The 22757-nt window shown below is 62.7% G+C and carries 18 protein-coding genes; 5 read left to right on the top strand and 13 right to left on the bottom strand.

From position 1 onward, the window contains the following. Positions 1-2: 2 nt before the first annotated feature. The 5 genes from M5C71_RS07525 to bcsQ are packed head-to-tail and all read right to left on the bottom strand — an operon-like array spanning position 3 to position 10705. Entirely contained in the window at positions 3-3899 is a 3897-nt protein-coding gene (locus tag M5C71_RS07525; RefSeq protein ID WP_248767558.1) for a cellulose synthase subunit BcsC-related outer membrane protein, read from the bottom strand. Then, complete coding sequence (gene bcsZ / locus M5C71_RS07520) at positions 3881-5062, bottom strand: cellulose synthase complex periplasmic endoglucanase BcsZ (protein WP_103494575.1); 1182 nt, start codon at positions 5060-5062, stop codon at positions 3881-3883. The genes M5C71_RS07525 and bcsZ overlap by 19 nt, the downstream gene beginning before the upstream one ends. Next, complete coding sequence (bcsB, locus tag M5C71_RS07515; protein WP_248767557.1) at positions 5059-7365, bottom strand: cellulose biosynthesis cyclic di-GMP-binding regulatory protein BcsB; 2307 nt, start codon at positions 7363-7365, stop codon at positions 5059-5061. Before bcsB ends, bcsZ begins: the two co-directional genes overlap by 4 nt. Continuing rightward, a complete protein-coding gene (gene bcsA, locus M5C71_RS07510; protein ID WP_103494573.1) occupies positions 7362-9623 on the bottom strand; it encodes a UDP-forming cellulose synthase catalytic subunit in 2262 nt (753 codons plus the stop codon). Before bcsA ends, bcsB begins: the two co-directional genes overlap by 4 nt. Next, on the bottom strand, positions 9620-10705 hold the full coding sequence (bcsQ, locus tag M5C71_RS07505; RefSeq protein ID WP_103494572.1) for a cellulose biosynthesis protein BcsQ: 1086 nt from the start codon (positions 10703-10705) through the stop codon (positions 9620-9622). The genes bcsA and bcsQ overlap by 4 nt, the downstream gene beginning before the upstream one ends. Positions 10706-11062: 357 nt before the next feature. Between bcsQ and M5C71_RS07500 the strand changes: the two genes are divergently transcribed. Beyond that, positions 11063-11767, top strand: coding sequence for a hypothetical protein (locus tag M5C71_RS07500; protein WP_152741011.1), 705 nt, complete (start codon positions 11063-11065; stop codon positions 11765-11767). Positions 11768-11965: 198 nt separating this feature from the next. On the opposite strand, the gene M5C71_RS07495 is transcribed toward M5C71_RS07500, so the two are convergent. The 3 genes from M5C71_RS07495 to M5C71_RS07485 all read right to left on the bottom strand — a co-directional run bounded on the left by M5C71_RS07495 (position 11966) and on the right by M5C71_RS07485 (position 13263). Then, positions 11966-12259, bottom strand: a complete 294-nt coding sequence (locus M5C71_RS07495) for an addiction module antidote protein (protein ID WP_103494570.1) — start codon at positions 12257-12259, stop codon at positions 11966-11968. 2 nt (positions 12260-12261) lie between these two features. Next, the gene (locus tag M5C71_RS07490; RefSeq protein ID WP_152741028.1) at positions 12262-12555 is read right to left on the bottom strand and encodes a type II toxin-antitoxin system RelE/ParE family toxin; all 294 of its coding nucleotides are present in this window, start codon (positions 12553-12555) and stop codon (positions 12262-12264) included. A 213-nt stretch (positions 12556-12768) separates the two neighbouring features. Continuing rightward, the gene (locus M5C71_RS07485) at positions 12769-13263 is read right to left on the bottom strand and encodes a hypothetical protein (RefSeq protein ID WP_248767556.1); all 495 of its coding nucleotides are present in this window, start codon (positions 13261-13263) and stop codon (positions 12769-12771) included. Between the two features lie 190 nt (positions 13264-13453). On the opposite strand from M5C71_RS07485, the gene M5C71_RS07480 reads away from it, so the two are divergent. Continuing rightward, positions 13454-14467, top strand: a complete 1014-nt coding sequence (locus M5C71_RS07480) for a sensor domain-containing diguanylate cyclase (RefSeq protein ID WP_248767555.1) — start codon at positions 13454-13456, stop codon at positions 14465-14467. Between the two features lie 189 nt (positions 14468-14656). Here M5C71_RS07480 and M5C71_RS07475 read toward each other — a convergent pair whose 3' ends face one another. After that, positions 14657-15892: an acetylornithine transaminase gene (locus M5C71_RS07475; protein WP_248767554.1), complete on the bottom strand. Its 1236-nt coding sequence runs from the start codon at positions 15890-15892 to the stop codon at positions 14657-14659. Positions 15893-15993: 101 nt separating this feature from the next. Here M5C71_RS07475 and M5C71_RS07470 point away from each other — a divergent pair, with 101 nt between their 5' ends. Then, entirely contained in the window at positions 15994-16899 is a 906-nt protein-coding gene (locus M5C71_RS07470; protein WP_248767553.1) for a LysR family transcriptional regulator, read from the top strand. Between the two features lie 144 nt (positions 16900-17043). Here M5C71_RS07470 and M5C71_RS07465 read toward each other — a convergent pair whose 3' ends face one another. Continuing rightward, complete coding sequence (locus M5C71_RS07465) at positions 17044-17868, bottom strand: alpha/beta hydrolase (protein WP_248767552.1); 825 nt, start codon at positions 17866-17868, stop codon at positions 17044-17046. A gap of 160 nt (positions 17869-18028) precedes the next feature. Between M5C71_RS07465 and M5C71_RS07460 the strand changes: the two genes are divergently transcribed. Next, on the top strand, positions 18029-18850 hold the full coding sequence (locus M5C71_RS07460; RefSeq protein WP_248767551.1) for an AraC family transcriptional regulator: 822 nt from the start codon (positions 18029-18031) through the stop codon (positions 18848-18850). 155 nt (positions 18851-19005) lie between these two features. Continuing rightward, positions 19006-19590 (top strand): DedA family protein, encoded by a 585-nt coding sequence (locus M5C71_RS07455; protein WP_103494563.1) that lies wholly within the window; start codon positions 19006-19008, stop codon positions 19588-19590. A 7-nt stretch (positions 19591-19597) separates the two neighbouring features. Here the strand turns inward: M5C71_RS07455 and M5C71_RS07450 are convergent, their stop codons facing one another. The 3 genes from M5C71_RS07450 to M5C71_RS07440 all read right to left on the bottom strand — a co-directional run bounded on the left by M5C71_RS07450 (position 19598) and on the right by M5C71_RS07440 (position 22598). Further along, positions 19598-21223 (bottom strand): methyl-accepting chemotaxis protein, encoded by a 1626-nt coding sequence (locus M5C71_RS07450; RefSeq protein ID WP_248767550.1) that lies wholly within the window; start codon positions 21221-21223, stop codon positions 19598-19600. A gap of 132 nt (positions 21224-21355) precedes the next feature. After that, a complete protein-coding gene (locus M5C71_RS07445) occupies positions 21356-21661 on the bottom strand; it encodes a DUF4124 domain-containing protein (protein ID WP_248767549.1) in 306 nt (101 codons plus the stop codon). Positions 21662-21923: 262 nt separating this feature from the next. Continuing rightward, positions 21924-22598 (bottom strand): hypothetical protein, encoded by a 675-nt coding sequence (locus M5C71_RS07440; protein ID WP_248767548.1) that lies wholly within the window; start codon positions 22596-22598, stop codon positions 21924-21926. Positions 22599-22757: the final 159 nt, after the last annotated feature.

Below are 22757 nucleotides of genomic sequence, written 5' to 3'. Positions count from 1 at the left end.
CATCAATTCGAATAGGGGGAGCCAAAAGGGCTGACCGGCAGGGCCATAGGCCCGGTCATGTTCTCGAAGGTGTAGCGCAGGTACACACCGCCGCTGAGCTGTCGGTAATCGCTGGCGTTGTCCACGCCCAGCGTGCCACCGAGGAAGAAGCGCGAACCGAACTTGTATTCGCCCGCCGCATTGAGGCTGTATCCGACGCCGGTCTTGCTCTCGCTGCCATAACCGGTCAGCCCGGCAGCGGTGGCCTGTGGTTGCAGATTGCTGTTGCCGGGGAAGACCTCGGCGCTGTCCTGGCCGATATGCTGGACGCCCACCGAACCCTTGACCCGGTAGGTGAAGTTCTCGGTACGTTGCGACCAACTGATCGGTACGCCCAGGGCGAAGAAGGTCTGCGGGCTGAAGTAGCCGCCATGGCCCACGGTGAAGAAGTCCTGGTTGTTGGCATAGGTCAGCGCCGAACCACTCAGGCCCAGGGTGAGGATGCTGTCGGGGGCATTGCGCAGGTACCAGTAGATACCGCTGCCCAGTTCGAAGCGGTTGTTCGACTCGACGTTGTTGCCTTGCAACACATGCGCCGAACCATAGCCGTAGGCGCCGAATTTCTGGTCGTCGTAGCTCAGTTCGCCGCGCACGCCGTTGGCCGTGACGCCGCCCCACTTGTCGCCGGTGCGCGGATCGCGAGAACCGGCAAAGGAGGTCACGCTGTCGGTGACCGCCCGCCGTGAAACACTCACGCCGTAGCGGTAATCGGAATTGCTGTCGAACGGCCGATTAAGGCTGACACCACCAATCGGCGTGCTGTAGATAAAGCCCATGGGACTGACACCGAGATCCGCCTTGAGGCCTTGCTCCTTGTCCCGATAGGCCACGGCCACGCCGACACCGCTGGCGGTCTGCGAACCGACCGGGTCGAGGCCGCTGGCACCGAAGCGCGCCTGGGCGGAATTGCCCGGGCTGCCTGAAGACAGCGACACCGGAGTGATCTGCAACGCCATGCTGGCGCTGTTATCGCCCACCGGCACGCTGACTTCGAAGGGGGCCTCGACATCCGTCAGCTTGCTCAGGCCCTTTTCGCCGTTGTTGCTGCGCACGGTCAGGCCCTGGACGGCATAGCCGGTACGGTCTTCAACGATCTCGTTCAAGGCCTGTTGCGCCGGGCTCAGCGTCGGGCGCGAAGTACTTTCGCGGGCGTAGGGATCACCGAACGGATTAACCGAATTTGCCGCGATGCCGGTCCCGCGTCCGACCGCCGTCGACACCGTGTCACCGTCGCGGGCGCCCAAACCTGAACCCAGGCCCACGACAGAGGCATTGATCGGCGGCGGAACCAGGTTCGACGACGCCAGGGCCGTCGCCTCCCGGCGTTGACCGGGCAAACCGACAAAGGGGTTGGCCGACTGCGTCGCGGCTTGCGGAGCCGCTGCCATATAGATCTCCTGGCGCTGGCTGTCTTCGATTTCGATGGCCTTGCGCAGCAGCTTGCCGGCCTCACCGGTCTTGCCCATGCCGCGATAGATTCGCGCCGACGCGGTCAGGGTCTGGGGTACCCCGGGCTCCAGTTCAAGAGCCTTTTTCACCGACTGTTCGGCCAGGTCGAAGTCCCGTCCTTGCAGGGCGACATCGGCCAGGCCCAGCTGCAATTTGGCATTGCCCAGGTCGGCCTTGATCAGCGGTTCATAGAGTTCCCGGGCCTTTTGCGTATTGCCGCTGGCTGCATACATCCGTGCCAGAGACGACACCGCCTGGCTGTCATTGGGCCGCTGCTTGAGGGCTGGCGAGAGCATGTCGAAAGCCGCCACCAGGTCGTTCTTTTCCCGCAACTCATCGGCCTGCTTGATCCGGTAGAGGAACAACAGGTCTTCATAACGCTTGCTGGCGGTCTCGCTCATCGGCTTGCCCTGCAAGTCCCGCAGGATCTCGCTGGCCTGGGCGTCCTGATCGGCCTTGAGCAGCACACCGGCGTAGAGCAATTGCAGGTCGGGGGTCGATGGCGAGTGATCGAGCACTTGGCGCATCAGGTTGACCGCCTGCTGTGGATTGCCGGCTTCGGCATAGGCCGATGCCAGCACCGCGACACGCTCGGGTTTCTGCCCGGCCAGCGGCTCACAGCGCGACAGCAGTGCCCAGGACTCCTGGCGCTGACCACGGCGGGCCACGTCCACCGCCAATTCGGTCTGGATATGCAGGCGGATGTCCAACTCCATATCGTTCATGTCGCTGCTGCGCTTGGCCGCTGGAATCCGCGACAAGGTGCGCTGGGCCTTGGTCCACTCACCCAGCTCGGCCGAGAGCAAGGTGCTGGTGTAGAGCGCGTCGGGCTGATCGGGTTGCTGCTTGAGCAGTTCGTCGATCAGGTCCCGGGCCACCTGGGTCTGGCCGTCACGCAGGTAGACACGGGCCAGGGCAAAGCGGGTCCAGGGATTTTTCGGGTCGTCGGCCAGGGCCTCCTTGTAGGCCTTTTGCGCCGCCGCCAGATCACCGCGACGTTCAGCCAACTTGGCCACCTGGATCGCGCGCAGGGAGCGGATTTTCACCGTAGGCGCCAGGCGTGCCTGGTCCGCCGCCGACAGCCCGTCGATCAGGCGCAACGCCTCATCGGACTTGCCTGCCCGCGACAGCACGTTGATCAATCCGGCGAGGGCTTCCGGGTAGTTCGCCGTGCGCGCCAGCACCTGCCGATAGCCGGCTTCGGCGGCATCCAGCTGCCCCGCCTGGGACTGCCAGTTGGCCAGGGCCGTGGGACCGGCCGGCTCGGCGGGGTTCTTGGCGATCGCCTGGTCGATCAGTGCCCGGGCCTGGCTCTGTCGGCCAGCGCGCTGGGCATCGCCGGCCTGGTCCAGCAGGATCCAGTAGCGTACGTCCTCGAGGGCCGCGTTCCACTGCGCGCCACCCGGCAGGCGGGTGGCTTGTATCAGGTAGCTTTCGGCCTCGCCCAGACGCTTCTGTTGCTGGCGCACGATACCCATGCCGCCAAGGGCATCGTAATCGTTGGGGCGCTCCTTGAGACGGGCCTGCAAGGCCTGCTCGGCACCCGCGATATCGCCGGCATCGATGGCCTTGAGACCACGGGCCACCTGCGGGTCGCGCTGCCAGCCGGAACCACCACGGCCCCGGGCGATGCCCTTGTCCATCAGCGCACGGATCTCGGCATCGTCCGGGTGTGCCTGCAGATACTGCTGGAACAACGACACCTGGTCGCGTGAGGGCGGCCCCAGCCACTGCAAGGCGAAACGCCAGGTTTCATCGGCATTGCCGCCGATATCCGGGTTGTGCGACAGCCGCGCCAGGGCACGGATGCCTTCCGGGCGGCTGTCGGAGTTACGCGCCAGGTGCAAGGCCAGGAACAAGTCGAGGATCGCGTCGTCGGGACGTTCCCGGCGCAACCGCTCCAGCCCCACGCGGGCCTCGGGCCAGCCACCAGTGGAGAAGCCCAGGGTGTTGTAGTACTCACGGGCGATCAAGCCTTGCGGCTGATGGCCATCGAGCAACTGCCGGTACACCGCCACCGCCTTGTCGCGCTCATCGGCGTCGCTCAGTTCGCGGGCCTTTTCCAGCAGTTGCTGCTTGTCGCCCGGGCTCAGCGCAATATCCTGCTCCAACTGCAAGGCCAAGCGTGGCAACGGCTTGATCGCCTGCAGCCGCGCCAGGTACTGGCGGGCACCGTCCAGGCGTTTCTGTTGCAGGTCGATCAGGCCCAGGCCATAGAGTGCGTCAGGCTGCTCGGGGGACAGGTTCAACAACTTGCTCCAGGCCTCCGCGGCCCGATCGGGATGCTCCTTGGCCTGCCAGTAGTAGCCCTGCTGGATCAGCAGCGACTGCGGGTTGCCGGTCTCGGCGGCCAGGCCGGGCATGGCCGCCAGCGCGGCGCACACCGCCAGGGCTAGGGTTTGCTGGCGCATGGAGCCTCCCAGGACACTTTCAAGGTACCGTCCTTGTTGAACTGATAACGTTTTTCACTCCAACCCAGTGAGAACAGGCTCAGCATCACATGGTAATACTGGTGCTGGCTGTAGGCCGGATCGGCCGGATTGCTGTAGTGCGCGATGGCTTCGTCGACGATGCGCTGCTGCTGGTCGGCCAGCAACGGCAGGCCCTTGGCCCGCAGATACGGCACCAGGGACGCGGAGAAACCGTAAGGGCCGATGCCCTCGGTAACGCCGGTGACCACCTGGACCTTTTCCGGCGGCACGCCGGTGGAGGCGACGGACTGGGCCATGCCGTCGAGATTGTCGAGGATCGGCTTGGCCAGCGGGTCGGCAGGCGAGGTCAGGCCGGCCCACAGGTAGGTGCGGATGGCGTCGTAGCTGCCCTGGGCCGAGGTAAATTTATCGACCACGAACATGCCCTTGTTGACGTCCGTGCCGCGATAACCGACCCAGTCGGGCACAAAGCCGAAACGGTTCATGTTCTTGTCGGCAATCATCTTCGCGGTGCTTTCGGCGATGTCCTTCCAGGCACCGGACGGGCTCTCCTGGCTGAAGCGTCGCAGCAACGGGATCGGTGTATAGCTGGCGTTGAAGCGCCAGAGCTGGTCCGGATGCTCATAGCCGACCGGGCCCGGCAAGAGCATCTTGCCCAGGCCCGGAATGTTGCGCACCAGGGTCTTGTCCAGGTTGTTCAGAATCCGCTGGGCGTCCGTACGGTACTCGGGCTTGTGCCACAGACGGTCGGCCTCCAGCAGCGAGTACGCGATCCAGAGATCGGCATCGCTGGCGGAGTTGGTGTCGATCACACCCCAGGTGCCAGTGGGCGTTGGGCCCCACAGCCAGCCGGGCAGGTTCTGCGCGATATTGGCCCCGGCCATATTGTCGCGGGTCCAATGCCAGAGCTCCTCGAAGGTCAGCGGATCGTTGCCGACCAGGGCGAAGAACATCCCATAGGCCTGGCCTTCGGAACTGCTCTGGTTGGGGTCCATGCTCGAGCCGAGCATGCGCCCGTCCTTCTGCACGAAACGCTCGGCGTAGTTTTTCCACAAAGGCCAGTTCTGCAACGAGCAGGATTCGGCCCGCGCGACCAGCGGCACCAGCAACGCCAGGGACAGCAAGGTTCGACGCCAGATCATGACAGACGCTTCTTCGCACGGGCACGCAGGGCGAGATACAGCAGGCTGGCTACCAGCAACAGGCCCAGCACGGTCACCAGCAGCATCCACTGCATGTTCTGCGACAGCAGCCATTGCACGCGCTTGAACAGGTTCAGCTCACCGACGTAATACTGCTCGTCGGCCACCAGCGAAGTGATCTCCTTGCCCTGCACCACCGCCAGGCTGCCCTGGAGACTGTCCTTGTAGGCGTCGCCACCGATCATCGCGGCCGTGGCCTCGGCCAAGCCTTCAGGCTTGCCGCTGGCAATCACCACCACGCTGCGACCAGGCTTGAGCGGCGACTCGAAACCGGCCAGGTAGGTACTGCTCTGGGGACCGCTGTAGCTCACGGTCAAGGTCGGTTTGCGCTGGTTGGCCGCAGGGTCCGGGCTGATCCACTGGCGCACGCGCAAGGTCAGGTCGGACAGCGAGAAGCGATGGTTGTCGCCCGAGACACCGGCCGGCAAACGGTCGATCCACTGCTTGAGCAAAGGCTGGTTGTCGCCCGAAGCCAGCACCAGCAGGTCCTTGTCACTGACCGACTGCACCTGCGCGGCATCCACCACCTGCACGGCCGTGGCCGGGTAGCCGGTGGAGTCGCCGAAGCGACCGAGCACGGTCAGGTAGGCGCCCCACTCCGCCGGCCCGCTGCCGTCGGGCAGCACCACGGCGCTCTGGGAAAGGTCGGCCAGGCGGGTGAACGGGAAGCCGCTGTCGTTGAACACGCCCAGGTTCGGCAAGGCGATGTAGTGGTTGTAGCCCGTCAGGTCGAGGGTCGAATCCGGGTCGATCAGCCCACGCATGTTGTCGATGATGATGTCGCGGCATTCGCCCTGCTTGATGTAGTCGAACATGAAGCGCAACTGCAATTGCGACTGCGCGCCGGCGGAACCCAGGGGGATGCGGACGACGGATTCGCGGGGCAGGCTTTCATCTTTCTGCAGCAGTGTCAGCAGGCTTTCAGCACCGCCCAGGCTCTTCATCGAAGGCAGGGGCATCGACTTCATGAAGGTGTTGTTCAGGCTCACCAGCAAGGAGGAATTGCTCGATTCCTGCTGCGGGGTGTAGCGGTATTTCAAGTCCAGCCGGACGCCCTCTTCACGCCAGTTGAACATGTCCGGCGGCAAGCGCAGCGGTATGCCGATGGGCCCCGGGTTGTAGCCGGACACGCTGAACAGCTTCGGATCGAGCAGCTCGCCGAGCTTGACCGGACGATCGGACGGCAGCCAGTTGGGCGCATCATAGGGTTTGCGCGGGCTCAGCGAATCAAGATGCTCGATCAGTACGCTGTTGCCCTCCAGCGCTTTGCTGCCCAGGGCCACGGCCGAGGCCGCGAGCTTGAGTTCGGCGCCGTCGCGACCGGCGACGATCAGGAGCTTGGCATGGGGGTCGCCGGGATGGGTCACGAGGGTGACCGTCGGGCCCTTCGGCGCGGGAATCGCCAGCCCACCCAGTTGCACGGCGTCCTTGCTCTCGACCAGGACAATGGCGTTGCCCTTGTCCGGCAGTTGCCCGACGTTGCTGGTGAAACTGGCACCGCGATAAGCCGCCAGGGCACCCAGCCACGACGACAGCGCACCGGCGCCTTCGAGGGCGGCGTGATCCGGCGCCTTGGCAAACACGAACGGCAGGTTCAAGGGCTGCGAGTCGCGACGATCGAAAAACGGCAGCGGCAGGATCGACAGGTCGTCCTTGAGCGGGATCGGCGACACGTTGAGCTCAAGCTCTGAACTGTTGTTGATCTTGGCCCACAGGCTGCTGTGCTGTGGGTCTTCGCACTGCATGGTGTAGTGCCCGATAAATTGCAGGCGCAGGCGGTTGAACTCGGTGATCAGGTGCGCCGGGATATTCACCACCTGCTCTTGCGGCTTGCCGGCACCGTCCTTGGGCAGCGCCAGGCTGGCGGCCACCTCATCGTTGACCAGCACGTTGATCTGCGACAGGTCGGCCAGCAACGCTGGCGAGTAGCTGTAGCGCAGCAGCAGTTGCGCACTGTTGACCACCTCGTCGGCGCGGACGTTGAAGCTGACGCTGTCGGCCGCTTCCACGCCCTGCAGGTTCATGGTGTCCAGGCGTCCCAACTGCTTGAGGGTCAGGCTGTGGCTGTAACTCCCGGACGGCGGCTGCGGCGCGACATTCGTCGGCACCACCGGCGGCGTCGCGACGGTCTCGGCCCAGGCGTTATGGACCAGCCCCCCCAGGCACAGTGCGGACGAAGCCAGGAGCATCAGCGGACGACGAGTGCAACGCAGGGCGCCGCGGGTCAACGGTGTAGGGGTCATGACTTATCCATAAGAGGTACGAGCGGGTTCAAAGGGGCGTTTTTTCTGGCCGGTACGGCTGGGCGAACAGACGTCGGCTGATCGGCCGGGCGTCGGCGCGTCGGCAGCAACAGCGCCTTGACCAGCGTGCCGAGGCCGATCAGGCCAATGGCACTGACCTCGCGCAGGGCCGACAGCGGTGTATCGAGTTTGCCGTTGCCCCAACTGGTGGCCCAGGTGTCGGCACGGGAGAAGGTCATGCGCACCAGTTCGCTTTGCTGGCGCAGGGTCAACGGATCGAACAGCGCGCCGAGGTACTGGCCCTTGCTGAACACCACCGTGGTGTCGAACTCACAGGTCGTGGCGTTGCGAAACAGTGTCACCCGCACCCGCTCACCGGCCGTGACCGTAGTGCCCGCCGGCAACTTGATGCCGAGCCCGCGCTGAGAGAAGTCCTGGGTGATGCCATACACCGGGGTGCCGTCGGGCAGTTCGACCTTGACCGGCAACTCGGCGCTGACCCGCGGCTCGGCGCGGATCTGCCGCGACTCACTGGCCACCGCCACCGCGGCGCTGGTGATGATCAGGTTGTAGAGGGTCCAGAGGGCGTTGATCAGCACCGTGATCGCGGTGGCGGGATCGCCCCAGATCCATTGGTGGACGGCAAAACCCAGCCCGGTGAGGTTCAGCACCAGCAGGACGATATAGGGCCGGGCCAGCTTCCAGTCGAAGAACTGCTGGTCGATGATCCCGCCCTTGTCGGTGACGTTGAAACCGCCAAAGCCGGGTTTTATCAGCGCCATCAGTACTGGCGGCATGATGTACCAGGCCAGCACCGTCTCGTAGACCTCGTTCCAGAACGAATGGCGGAAGCGCCCCTGGATACAGGAGTTGGTCAGGTTCGAGTGGAACAGGTGCGGCAGCACATAGGCGGTGATCATCAGCGCCGAGGCGTGGAAGATCTGCGCACCGAAGATCAGGTACGCCAGGGGCGCGGTGAGGAACACCAGGCGCGGCAAACCGTAGAAGAAGTGCAGCATGGCATTGGCGTAGCAGACCCGCTGGCCGAGCTTGAGGCCCTTGCCCATCAACGGGTTGTCCAGGCGGAAGATCTGCGCCATGCCCCGGGCCCAGCGGATGCGCTGGCTGATATGTCGCGACAGGCTTTCGGTGGCCAGGCCCGCGGCCTGGGGAATCGCCAGGTAGGCGGTGTTGTAACCGGCGCGGTTGAGCTTGAGGGCGGTATGGGCGTCCTCGGTGACGGTTTCGATCGCCACGCCACCGATTTCTTCCAATGGCTGGCGCCGCAGGATGGCGCAGGAGCCGCAGAAAAAGGTGGCGTTCCACAGGTCGTTGCCATCCTGCACCAGGCCGTAGAACAACTCGCCTTCGTTGGGTACGGCGCGGAAGGTCTTGAGGTTCTTCTCGAACGGGTCCGGGGAGAAGAAAAAGTGCGGCGTCTGCAACATCGCAAGCTGTGGGTCCTTGAGGAACCAGCCCATGCCGATCTGCAGGAAGGAACGGGTCGGCACATGGTCGGCGTCGAACATGGCGATGTACTCGCCGTCGGTGACCTTGAGAGCGGCATTGAGGTTGCCGGCCTTGGCGTGGGCATTGTCATCACGGGTGATGTAGTTGACGCCGATGCTCTGGCAGAACCGTCGGAACTCGTCGCGACGACCATCGTCGAGCACATGCACCCGCAGTTTTTCCTTGGGCCAATCCATCGCCTGGGCGGCGAAGATGCTCAGTTTCACGATGCTCAGGGCTTCGTTGTAGGTGGGGATGAACACATCCACCGTCGGCCATTCGCTGGGGTCGCCGGTGAGCAGTACCGGGCGGCGACGCAGGGGCCAGGCGGTCTGCACATAACCGAAGACCAGCACCACCAGGGCATAGATTTCCGCCAGCACCAGGCCATAGCCAAAGGCGATGTCCAGCCAGCCTTCGAAACCGAGGGTCTCGGTCAGGCGCCAGTACATGTAGCGCAACGAGGCGACCAGAGAGAGCACGATCAGCAGCAGGATCGGCCAGCGCCCCGGCATGCGCTTGACCAGCAAGGCCAGGCCGAAGCACAGCGCGGCAAACAGGCATTGGCTGTACAGGTCCAGCGGTGCGCTGACGATGCTGATCAGTAACAGCCCGCCAATCAGCGAAATGCCCGCGATCAGCGCCTTGCGCAGCGCCCCCGGCCATTGGTTGAAACGCTCCAGCCAGGCGTTGAGACGCAGTTCAGAGCGCCCCGGGAGATGGGGCGTGAGGTTGGGATCGCGGGTCATGACAAAGAGGACTCTTGCGTACCGTACATGAGCAGTTCGCACAGCGAACCTGAGAGGTCGAGGACGTCCTGGCAGCCTCGGGTGCTTGGGGTATGCGCCAGCGGATTACGGTCGTACGCCAAGGCTTCGCTGATGAAATGATCCTGGCGGATCACCCCCAACAGCTGCTGTCCTGTTCTTTTTTTCAGCACTTCGCAGAGGTCGAGGCTGAACTGGCGGGACGTGTCCAACTGGTTGATCACAACTTTGTATTGCGCGGGATTTTCCCGTTGCAGGTAGGGAGCGAGCAGCCGGTCCAATTGATTGAGGCTGGTGTAGGCGGCCGCATCGGCCAGGGTCACCCCAAGCACCACATCAGCGATCTCCAGCGCCTGGGCCAGGTAGACCGTTGCCCCGGGCGGGGTGTCGATCAACAGCGTGTCCTGCTCATCCAGGTCAAGCTGCGCCAGGTGACGGGCCAGCCACAAACGATCGTTTTCCAGGCGCTGTTCCAGGCTCCGACGCTGCGGCTCGCCGACCACGCCGTAGGCCAGGCAACGGCTACCGGAAAAGCCCTTGCGGATCAGCGGCTGCCAATCTTCGTCGGCACTCTCGGACTGGGCAATGCCTGGCCAGTCTTCGTTGCCGCCCAAGTGCAGGCACAAGGCGTTTTGCGGGTCCAGATCGAGCGCGAGCGTGCGCCCGCCCGAACGTTTGATCCCACAGGCCAGGACGGCGGCCAGGGTGCTCTTGCCCACCCCACCCTTGGCCGACACCAGGACAATGACCTTGGCCTTGAGCTTTGGCGCACCCTGTCCAACAGGCTGCGCAGTAGACACGCCGCCGCGCTGTTGTTCGATTTCCACCAGCAGCCGGCTCAGCGGCGTGGAGCCGACGAGCGCCATGGAGGACGACGGGAAAACATCCAAGGGTTCAGTGGGCGGAGGGTCGAGGTTGACAGTCAGCGACTCCTGCATCGGGACTTCGGATACGACAGGCGCCGTGTCTTCGATGTAGTCGTAGCTGGGCTCGATCTCCCGGTAGCTCTCGACACTCCCCCCGAATCGATTGAACAGATTCGCAATGTCATCTGAACGGTGCATGTAGGTGTCCCTTCGTACAATTAGGTTCAACTCAAAAATGTAAGGGGACAAGCACTCGACTAGCTCTACATTCCATTGCCCGTTATTCCCGGATTGCTCCCTCCCCACGCAGTATCAATTTGATAGCGCCATTATTTTGTTGTCCAATAGATTTTCATCAAATAAAAATCGCCTATCGCCAATAAATTGGCGAGCAAAGCCAACCACCTCATTTCACTGGTAAATTTCCTTCTTCCAAGACCGCTGACCGGTTGAGCCGTGACATTGGCGCGTGGGTCCAATAGATTAGGCGCCCTGAAATGCCCCGGCCTTTCGAGCCTCACCCCAGTTAAATGACACTGAAATAGCGAAATTTCGATGCCTGATTCCCATACCGATGAAGCCGTAACCTCCTTGTCCGCCAAGGGCGAATACGAAAACGCCATCCATCTTTCCCAGCATGTGCCCCAGGCCAAGAACATCAGCGAGATGGTTCTCGACGCCTTCCACACCTCGAAAGAGAGCGACCAGATTCGCGAACTGCGCTTGGCGATCCGCCAAGCCCACGACCGTTTCGACGACGACAAAGCCTACGAACTCATGGGCCAGCTCAAGCAACTCAAGGACGCCGAGGCGGCCGACATCGCGGCCCTGGAAGACCTGAGCACGAAATTCCCGATCAGCCGGATTCTCTCCAGCTACAAGGACGACGCGGCGTTCCAGGAACTGGTCTATGGCTTGGCGCTCAAGGTGCTGAACCAGACTCACCAGGCCCTGAGCAACCCCAGCGCCGGCAAGGGCAAGGCCGCACGCGTCAAGAAAGAGGCGCCGGTCTTTGTCATCAGCAAGGACGACACCAGCGTCAACTTCCCGCTGCGCACACCGCGCAGCAAGGCCAATGCCGACCGCGAAGCGTTCGAATTCCTCGGCTTTGCCTTTGCCGGCCACGGCGACCTGGCCGAGTTGCTGAGCGAAACCTTTGTCGACAACGAAGGCAACGAACAGCCGGCCACCCGTCAGAACATCGTCACGGCGATTCAGCAGCAGACGGCGTTTGCCGGGTATAGCGTCGTACAGCAATGACGATCCGCCGCTGAGTGGGAGCGGCGGCGAATGAAAAGAGGTAGGTGCGTTTCGAGGTCAGTCGCGGTGAGGGCTGGCCTGGGGATGGGCCTGCTTTTTTTTCGAATGCGGGAAACCTGCTGGAAGGTTTCTTGGATAACGACCGTAAAAATGACCTCACGCAGCAGCGAGAGACATTCTGATCATGGAGGGTCGAAGCTAAACCAAGGCTCGCGCATGAGCATTCAAATCTATTCCTAAAGCATGCATGACCCTGAGCACCGTCTCGAAACGTGGTTTCGAACCAGGCGCAAAAGTCTTGTAGAGGCTTTCCCGCCCGAGCCCCGAGTCCTTGGCTATTTGCGCCATTCCCCTCGCTTTGGCCACATATCCAATCGCGCGAAGAAATTCATCGCTATCTCTATCGGCCAATACCTGGGACAGGTACTCACTGATAGCCTCGTCGCTATCCAGCAACGCAGCCATGTCAAATGCGATGAGAGCTTGGCTCATATTCAAACCTCCTGTGACAGTTTCTTTGCTCGTCGGATGTCGGCAACCTGTGAAGACTTGTCACCCCCAGCCAGCAGGATGACCACCACACCGTTGCGCACCGTGAAATACACACGATAGCCCGCACCGACATCTACTCGTAGCTCGGATACGCCCTCACCCACCGATTTCACATCACCCCAATTACCTGCGGCGACGCGATCAATGCGGCGAGCAATTGCCACCTTGGCGCGCAAATCACGTACGGATGAATGCCAGTGCGAAAAACTCTGCGTTTGCTGAACAACGTAATTCAAAATCATCAAGTATCCATCTGGATACTAGCAGAAACGCCCGCACTCGCCAACAAGCACCGGGAAAGCGTTATCCACCAGCGCTTTATCAGACCTGATCGCTGCACGTGCAACGACAGAGCGACATTAGCTTTCCCTTGAAACGCAGTAAGTCCGTCGCAGCCGCAATAGGATGTAAGAAGAGGAATCGCCACTAGGCGGCTTGCATGCTTCGATCTAAATGCCTACACAGTCCCTGGCGGGTATCTGACGAAATCCAGCCATTCTCGCCGTGAAATCCTTATCCTTCGGCTTCAGCGCCAATGTCTGCTTCTCAGCCGCGATCGCCCCGGCAAAGTCACCGCTCCTGGCCCGCACACAGGCCAGGGTCTCCAGCGTATTGGCATCGGGTTGCAGCGCCATCGCCCGTTGCGCGGCGGTGAGAGCTTCAGCCTGGAACGCTGCACCCTTGAAGATTTCAGTGCTCGCAATAAGCCAGGCCAGGTTGTTCTGGCCTTTGGGCGAGTGCGGATAAAGCCGGGTTCCGCTACGGTAATCCGCCAGGGCTTTTTCGAGCGCCCCTTTCTTCTGCCAGAACTCGCCGCGCAGCAGCGTGGCATACCCCAGCACCTCGTCGCGGGACAAGGTACGCCCCTGCCAGACCGGCAACTGCGCAGACGGGCTCAAATCCGCCGCCCCAGCCCGCAGGCAGGCCAGCCCCAGGAAAATCATCGCCCGCGCCTTCACTGCCCATGCCTATGCGGATCACCCCCATTGCGCCAAACACCTCGAAAACCCCGAGAGCCAGGGCTCTACATCTATATTTCCCACAACAAACGGTACAGTATTACTGTGCCATAGACCGTTGCGTCCCCGCTTTTGGCCTGAGACACCGAAATCAATGCCAAAGGAGTGAGCAGCGATGGTCGAACCATCCAAAAGCGGACCCTGGAACAGCCAACTCGGCGATATCAACGAAGACGTCGTGCACGCGATCCTTGAACTGGTCAGCGATGGCGTCTGGGACTGGAATGCCAATACCGGCCTGGTCTACCGCAGCCCCGGCTGGTACGAAATGCTCGGCTACTCCCCCAATAGCCTGCCGAACAGCGTCTTCACCTGGGAAAACGTGATTCATCCCGACGACTACCCACAGGTGATGGCGCATTTCGACGACCATCTGAATGAACGCACCCTGGGTTATCACGCCGAGTACCGCTGCCGCACCCGCAGCGGCGACTATATCCTGGTCGAAGACCGCGGCTATGTGATCGCCCGCAACCCCGACGGTTCGGTCGCCCGGATGATCGGCGCCCACCGTAGTCTCGAAGACCAACGGCGCCTGCTCGAACAACTGGAGGCCCGCACCCATTCCTTCGAGGCCATCGTCGCCGAGCGGACTGCCGAGCTGTCACGGGTCAATCGCCAGTTGCAGGCCCAGCTCGAGGAAAACCGCCGCCTGGCCGAGAGCGATTCGCTGACCGGGGTCGCCAATCGCTATTGCCTGGAGAAGATCCTGTTCCGGGAGTGCCAGCGCGCCGGGCGCTTTCGCCAGGCGCTGTCGCTGATTGCGATGGATATCGATGACTTCAAGCTCATCAATGACCGCCACGGGCATCAAGGCGGCGACAGGGTGCTGGTCGAGGTCGCGCAAACACTCCAGGGCTGCCTGCGCGACACTGATCTGCTGGCGCGCTGGGGCGGTGACGAATTCATGCTGGTCCTGCCGGACAGCCCCCTCGCCACCGCCATGAACCTGGCACAGCGAATGCGCGAGCGCCTGCTGCAACGCAACCCCGTGGGCCTGAACTCACTGACAATCAGTTTTGGGGTGGTGGAACGTCACGCCGACGAGCCCATGGCCGAACTGATGGGCCGGGCCGACCAGGCCCTGTATCGCGCCAAGGGTGCCGGCAAGAATGTGATTTCCAATTGAGACCGCACTGGCCTTGGCCGACGCCAGGCACCGCCGGTTTTTCCCGCGTACACAAAAAACCCCGCCGAAACGGGGTTTTCTTTTGACCATTCCAACGTCCTGTCGGCTGCCGTCCTGGCGATGGTCGATCTTCCCTGATCCTGTGCACATCCTTGCGCAGCAGTGATGGATCCAGAATAGGGCAGCCGCTCAAACGCTCATAGAGGCGATTGCGGGCGCGGCGTGTAAGCCTTTCGCTATTGCCGTGTTTTTTTCCCACTGCAATACGCCACACAGCCCTTTCACTATCATCTCGACTTCCTGCTTGTCGATCACCAGCGGTGGCAGCAGGCGAATGGTCTTGCCCCGTGTCACGTTGATCAACAAGCCCTGGTCCCGGGCCGCGATCAGCGCCAGGTCACGTACCGGCTGGTGCAGTTCGACACCGATCATCAGGCCTTGCCCACGTATCGCCAGGACCTGCGGACAACCGCTCAGTTCGGCCCGTAGCCGTGCCAGCAAATGCTCCCCTTGCTGCCGGGCATTCTCCACCAAGCCCTGCTCCTCGATGATATCGAGCACGGTGCAGCCGGCCCGACAGGCCAGCGGGTTACCGCCAAAGGTGCTGCCGTGGCTGCCAGGAGTAAACAGCTCGGCGGCCTTGCCCCGCGCCAGGCAAGCGCCGATGGGAATGCCATTGCCCAAGCCCTTGGCCAGGGTCATCACGTCCGGGACAACGCCTTCGTGCTGGAAGGCGAACCACTGGCCGGTGCGGCCGATGCCGGTCTGGATCTCGTCGAGCATCAGCAACCAGGAGCGCCGCTTGCACAGGTCGCGGACGGCCTTCAGGTAGCCCGGCGGCGGCAGTTGCACACCGCTTTCGCCCTGGATCGGCTCCATCAGCACCGCGCAGATCCGCTGGCCGTGGCTGCGGGCAATGCTGTGCAACAGCGCCAGGTCGCCGTATGGCACCTTGATGAAGTCCCCCGGCAGGTCATGGAAGCCCAGGCGCACCGCCGGACCGTCGCTGGCGGACAAGGTGCCCAGGGTACGGCCGTGGAAGGCATTCTCCATGACCACCACCAGGGGTTTCTCGATCCCTTTGTGCCAGGCATGCAGCCGCGCCAGCTTCAGCGCCGTTTCATTGGCCTCGGCGCCGGAGTTGTTGAAGAACACCCGGTCCATGCCCGATAGCTGGACCAGGCGTCGGGCCAAGTGTTGCTGCCAGTCGATGCTGTAGAGATTGGAGGTGTGCAGCAACAGGCCGGCCTGCTCGCAGATGGCACTCACCAGGCGCGGGTGGGAGTGACCGATATTGGTCACCGCCACGCCGGCCACGGCATCCAGGTACTCACGGCCTTCGCGATCCCACAGGCGGGTGCCGAGCCCTTTGACGAAACCCAGGTCCAGTGGTTGATAGGTGGTCATCAGGCTAGCGGCGGTCATGGCATCGAGCTCCAGGCATGGGGTGGTGCTGGCAGTATCGTTAGCCACCTGAGCTGGATAAACTGCGTTGTGCTTCAATCATTTTAAAGCTGAGATTGATAATGGATCTTTTCCAGGCAATGCGGGTGTACGTGACCGTGGTGGAGAGCGGCAGCATGACCGCCGCCGCCCTGGAGTGCGGCATTTCCACCACCATGGTCGGCAATCACCTGCGCTCACTGGAGCAACGGCTCGGGGTCAGCCTGCTTAACCGCACGACTCGTCGTCAGCGCCTGACCGAGTTCGGCTCGACCTACTATCAGCGCTGTCTTGAGGTGCTGGGGCTGGTGGCGGATTCCGAGCGCCTGGCCGAACAGGCCCAGGGCGAGCCCAGCGGTATCCTGCGGATCACCGCGCCGCTGACCTTCGGCTCCGAACGCCTGGCCCCGGCCCTGAGTGAGTTCGTGCTGCGTTATCCCCGGATCAAGCTGGACGTAATGCTCAGCAACCAGCGCGAAGATCTGATCGATAGCGGCTTTGATGCGGCGATCCGCCTGGGTGCGCCCGAACCCTCGGCGCTGATTGCCAGGCCCCTGGAAAACTATGCGCTGACCGTCTGTGCCTCGCCGTCGTACCTGAAACGGCGCGGGACACCGATCATCCCCCAGGACCTGGAACATCACGACTGCCTGGCCTTCGCCTACCCGGCGGGAGACGACTGGCGAACGGTGGAAAAACAGTGGAGCCTGAGCGGCCCGGAGGGGGAAATCCTGGTACCGGTGAGCGGCCCGATGACCATCAACAGTTCTTCGGCGTTGTACCAGGCGGCGCTCTCCGGAATGGGTGTCGTGATGCTGCCGGATGCGTTGCTGCGCGACGATCTGCGCGAAGGCCGACTGGTGCCGCTGCTGGGGACATACAAGCTGCCCAGCCGGCCGATGAACCTGCTTTACGCGCAAGACCGCTACCGACTGCCCAAGCTGCGCAGCTTCGTGGAGTTCGCACTGGAGAAGTGGGGCAAGCCCTAGCAGGCCGAGTACACATCCTGTGGGAGCGGAGCTTGCCCGCGAAGCTTTTAGCGGTCTCAAGGGCCCCTTCGCGGGCAAGCTCCGCTCCCACAGAATCCCTGATCGGCTTTCAAACCTCACTGTGCCTGTCTGGATGCTCGTGGTTTATTTGGCGATAGCCTTGGCCGCATCTTCAATGATCGCCGCGACCTTGTCCGGATGGGACACCATCACCACATGGGACGCGCCCTTGATATCCACCGTCTCCCTGGAGCCCGCGCGATCAGCCATGAACTTCAGGGCCGCTTCGGGAATGTTCTTGTCCGCCGAACCGTAGATAAACCAGGACGGCAGGGTTTTCCAGGCCGGATCACCCGAGCCTTCCTTCAACGCGGCCTCGGCGACCGGGCGCTGGGTCGCGGCCATCAGCGCGGCCTCCTTGGGGGCGACATCGGCGGCGAACTGCGCGGCGAATTTATCCTGCTGGATAAACAGGTCCACCGTGCCATCTTTCAACGGCACCGGCGGCGCCAGGGTCGGGCCCAGGGTGCTGCCCGGAAAACGGCCGGAGAGTTCGATCGCGGTCTCGCCTTTTTCCGGGGCGAAGGCGGCAACATAGACCAATGCCTTGACGTTGGAACGGCCATGGACCGCGTTGGAAATCACCGAGCCACCGTAGGAATGCCCAACCAGGATCACTGGACCTGGTGTATGTTCGACGATGTCAGCCACATAGTCCGAATCGCTTTTCACGCTGAGCAGCGGGTTGGCGACGGCGATCACCGGATACCCCTTGGCCTGCAGACGGGCAATCACCCCATTCCAGCTGGAAGACTCGGCAAAGGCGCCGTGCACCAGCACCACCGTGGCTTTCTGGCCCGGCTGCGCGGCAGCGGCGGCCGAACCCGCCCAGCCCATCGACAAGGCTCCAGCCGCGATGGCGACGGCGGCGAACAGTTTGGAGACGGCAGAAAAACGGAACATTTGCATTGGTATTCCCTCTCGCATGAAATGGCTGACCCACCGGAAGCGGCGGCGTCCAGGTCGCTGAACGTGGGGCCATGATGGGCAAAACAGCTTTACGAATGGCGCCTTCCTGTCGATGATATGCGCCAGATCGTCTAATTCCAGCGTTAACGAGAGGGAAAGAATGGATCGCCTGTCGACCTTGCTCACGCACTTCGGCATCGCCGCCGACACCTTCCACAGTGGCCTCCTGCGAGGCAATGCCGAGGTCGATGGCCTGGAACCCCGCGGGCACGTGCACCTGCTGAAAAGTGGCCGGGTCAACCTCGAGAGCGGCGGCAAGCTGCTGCGCATCGAAGAACCGAGCCTGATCCTGATCCCCCGTCCCCTGCCCCATCGCCTGGTTGCCAGCAAGGCCGACGCCGCCGAACTGGTCTGCGCGGCGCTGCGTTTCGATGGCGGTATCGACAATCCGCTGTCCGTGGCCTTGTCCGACACCATCGTGATGCCGCTCGCCGCGGTGCCCATGCTCGAGGGCAATCTCGAGTGGCTGTTCGCTGAGGCCTTCGCCGAACACTGTGGCCGCGAAGCAGTGATGAACCGCCTGTTCGAACTGATGGTGATCCAGTTCCTGCGGCACATGATGGCCTACCACAGCATGACCACCGGGATGATGTCGGGTCTGGCTGACCTGCGCCTGGCCCGGGCCATGACCATGCTGCACAACCATCCCGAGCGGCCCTGGACAGTGGCCGACCTGGCGCAGGAGTCGAATATGTCCCGGGCCAGTTTCGCCGCGCATTTTCACAAAGTGGTCGGCCAGACTCCGGCAGACTATGTACTCAGCTGGCGTGTCAGCCTGGCCCAGAAGCGTTTACGCGAGGGCCGGCCGATTGCCCTGATCGCCGATGAGGTCGGTTATGAAAGCCCATCGGCCCTGGCCCGGGCCTTTCGCCGCAAGATCGGTGAAAGTCCGCGGGAGTGGTTGGCGCGACAGTCAGCCTGAATCAGAACAGGCACAAGCTCGGCTATTGTTGAGCCGGGCACCCCAGGGCACTTTCGCCTGGCCAATCGATCAGACCCAAGAACACCGTCGCCTGCCTGCTGCCTCGTGCATCGGCAACAGCGCCCATGGACCGATACAAGGATCAGTACACCGTTATGTTCGAACACATCGACTTCAACTACCTGCTCGCCACCTACGGCTATTGGGCCATCTTCATCGGCTGCCTGCTGGAAGGGGAAACCATCCTGATCCTCGGCGGGGTGGCGGCGCACCAGCAGGTCCTGCACCTGCCGCTGGTGATCTTCTGGGCCAGCCTCGGCGGGATGCTCGGCGACCAGGCGCTGTTCTGGACCGGACGTTATTTCGGCGCCCGCCTGCTACCCCGCCTGCATCGCCAGCAGGCCGCCATAGAACGGGTGACGGGACTCATTCAACGCCACCCGCTGACCTCGATCTTTGCCGTGCGCTTCCTCTATGGCATGCGCCTGGTGGGTCCGCTGGTAATCGGTGCCAGCCGGCTATCGCCGCTGCGCTTCAGCCTGATGAACCTGCTCGGAGCCGTGGTCTGGGCCATGCTCTTTGCCACGGCCGGTTATTGGGCAGGCGGCTTCCTCGAAAGCCTGCTGGGCAATCTCAAACCCTATCGCCTGCGCATCGTGATCGGCGTAGTGGTCATCGTTGCCGGGATCGCCCTGATCCGCCATCTGCGGGCCAAGGCGCGGGAGCGTCAGAAAGCCTGAGTCAGGCTCAGACCCGGAAGCGCCCGACCAGTCCCTGCAACGAAGTTGCCAGCCGCGACAACTCATGGCTGGCGGCGCTGGTCTGGTCGGCCCCGGTCGCCGAGCGGATCGACAGGTCGCGGATGTTCACCAGGTTACGGTCGACTTCCCGGGCCACCTGGGCCTGCTCTTCCGCCGCGCTGGCGATCACCAGGTTGCGCTCGTGGATTTCATGCACCGAGGCGGTGATGGTCACCAGCGCTTCGCCGGCCCGTTCGGCCAGGGCCAACGTACTGGCGGCACGGGCGCTGCTGGTATGCATCGACTCCAGGGCCAGGGTCGAGCCGCTGCGCATGCCGGACACCATCTGTTCGATCTCCTGGGTCGACTGCTGGGTGCGATGGGCCAAGGCACGCACCTCATCGGCCACCACCGCAAAGCCGCGCCCGCTCTCACCGGCACGGGCCGCCTCGATGGCGGCATTCAGTGCCAGCAGATTGGTCTGCTCGGCAATGGCGCGAATCACTTCCAGCACTTTGCCAATGCCCTGGGACTGATCGGCAAGCGAACGCACCAGTTCCCCGGTGCGCTCGACGTCCCCGGACAGCGCGCTGATGGCGCCGAGAGTTTCACTCACCCGCTCCTGGCCGAGCCGCGCCGATTCGCTGGATTTGCGGGTGGCATCGGAGGTGGACACGGCATTGCGCGCCACCTCTTCCACCGCCGTGGTCATTTCGTTGACCGCCGTGGCCGCCTGTTCGATTTCATGGTTCTGCTGTTGCAGGCCCTCGGTGCTGCCCCGGGTAACCGTATTCAGTTCGTCCGCCGCAGTGGTCAGCGAGGTCGCCGAACCGCTGATGCCTTGCAAAGTGTCACGCAAGGTTTGCTGCATGGTGGCCAGGGCTTCGAGCAGGTGACTGACTTCATCGTCACCGTGGCTTTCGATACGCTGGGTCAGGTCGCCCCGCGCCACATTCTGCGCCGCGCTCAGGGCCTGCCCCAGGGGTTTGACGATACTGCGCGTGAGCAACGTCGCCAGGCCCACGGTGGCCAGGGCCGCCAGGACGATAAACAGGATCACGATCATCCGCGAGCTGCTGTAGTGCTCCTCGGACTTCTGGCTCTCGGCCGCCACCTGTTTGGTAAAGAGGTCGGCCAGGTCGGTCAGTTGCTTGCCGGAACCGTCCACCACGGTCTTCATGTCCACCAGCAGCAGCTTGATCAGTTCGTCGCGCCGGCCCTGCTCGGCCAGGGTGAAGGATTGGGCGATACCGGCCCGGTACGCGGCGAAGGTCGTCTTGAACTGGTCATACAACAGCCGGGCCTCGGGGGTGGTGACCAGTTTGTCGTAGGCGACGATCCGCTTGCTCAACTCCTTGTCGCGCACGTCCATCTGGCCGCGGTACACCGAGATGTTCTTCGGGTCCTGGTCGAGGGCCATGCGCAGGGAGATGGTGCGGATGCGCAACATGATCTCGCGAATCTCATCACCGCCACGAATACTCGGCAGCCATTGGGTTTCAACCGCCACCTCGCCTTCGCGGATGTTCGACATCTGGCCCAGGGCGAACACCCCCAGCAAGGCCACCAGCACCGCGATCAAGGCAAAACCCAGCGCCGCGCGAGGCGCGATATTCAGTTGACGAAGAAACATGACGACCGCCTTTTTTGTTATGGCTTCGGGTCAGCGACCCCTGCCCTTAGCTTCAGAGTTGGCAGGCTATCGGCACGTTGTACGACAACTTGAAATAATTGCCAAACCCTTTCACTCGCGCACTGGCTTGTCTCAGGGAGCTTTCTGTCCGGGGCCGGGGACGATATTGACCTTGTAGATAATGCGCGTGTGGTAGCCCGCCTGCAGGATTTTCGTGGCGCGCTGATTGATGGCGTCGGCCTTGGCCTCATCGGCCGAGACACTGTGCAGTTGCGTGCGCTGGGTGCGGGCTTGCCAGCTGGATACGCCCTGGTCCGGCGCGCAGGGCTGCGCGGCGAAACTGACCTTACCGTCCTGGCTGACACACTTGTAGGCATCGGCGCTGAAGGCCGAGCAGGAAGCGCCAAGGAGGAAAACGAAGACCAGGCATTTGCCCATGGGTGTGCATCCCTGTACATGTTGGCTGTCCACAGATAAAAGAAAACCCGCCGAAGCGGGTTTTCTTCAAAGCATTCCGACATCCCGTCGGCGGCCTCCATGGCCCGGCTCGATCATCCTTGATCCTGCACACATCCTTGCGTAGCAGCGATGGGTGTAGATTAAGCCCGGCCATGAACGGTCAACAGAGGAGATCAGTGCCACGGCATGTAAGCCTTTCGCCATACATGGATCCAATCCTCACTGCCACGAGCAGCACCGCTCATGGCGCCAGGGCAGGCATGCTTGCGCGGTCACGGCTGGCATCGGTCGTTTCATCGAGCAGCACATCGGCCTCCACAACCCCCAGTTGCAGGAGGATTGCCTCCCACTTCGAATGATCCTCGGCGGCAAACCCGTGGAGGGCCTTGGGCAGGATCCGCGCAAAGAACAAGTGTTTCTCGGTATCCAGCCCCAGGTACATCACCTTGGCCACTTCAGCGAGCATCTGGCTTCGTGTTCCGGGCGACGCGGCCCCATGGTGACTGCGCGGCTGCGCCCCTGGCTCATCGACGAGCAGCTCCAGGTGATTATTCACGCGGATGTGGGCCACGAGCGCAAAGGTGATCGTGGCCAGATCGCGTTGCCAGCCATGGTGGAGCTCGGCGCAGAGCCCCTGCAAGCGCAGATAGGTCGCGGACAGCGGCAGCTCCAGGTCTTTCCAATCGTCGCTGGCCAGGCAACGGCAGACAGCATTCAGCGCAGCGTCGACGTTTTCGACCGCGAGGGAAGGCGCCCAGGCGTTACCCGCCACGAGCTCATCCCCGGGCTGGACCTTCTCCACCAGAAAGATCAGCGAGGCCTGATACACCGTCCGGCACAGCTCGCGCAGTTTCTGGATATCGCCTGCACGCTTGCCCGCGCAGCCGGCCACCATCACACAGGGTTGCGCGTTCATATCAGACTCCCGGCGGGTTCAGTCATGCAGCGGTACCTCGAATGTTCGATTGGGCAGTTTCAACACGTAGGGAGAACCTCTTCAATCAGCACGGCATGCAGGGGAACAATGGCCTCTTGATACTAGCGAGCGGATGTCTTCTTGATCAGGGCAAGTTCG

Source organism: Pseudomonas sp. MWU12-2345 (assembly GCF_023242385.1).
Lineage (GTDB): Bacteria > Pseudomonadota > Gammaproteobacteria > Pseudomonadales > Pseudomonadaceae > Aquipseudomonas > Aquipseudomonas gingeri_D.
Note: the sequence above shows the minus strand (reverse complement) of the source record. Positions and strands in the feature narration are given on the sequence as shown.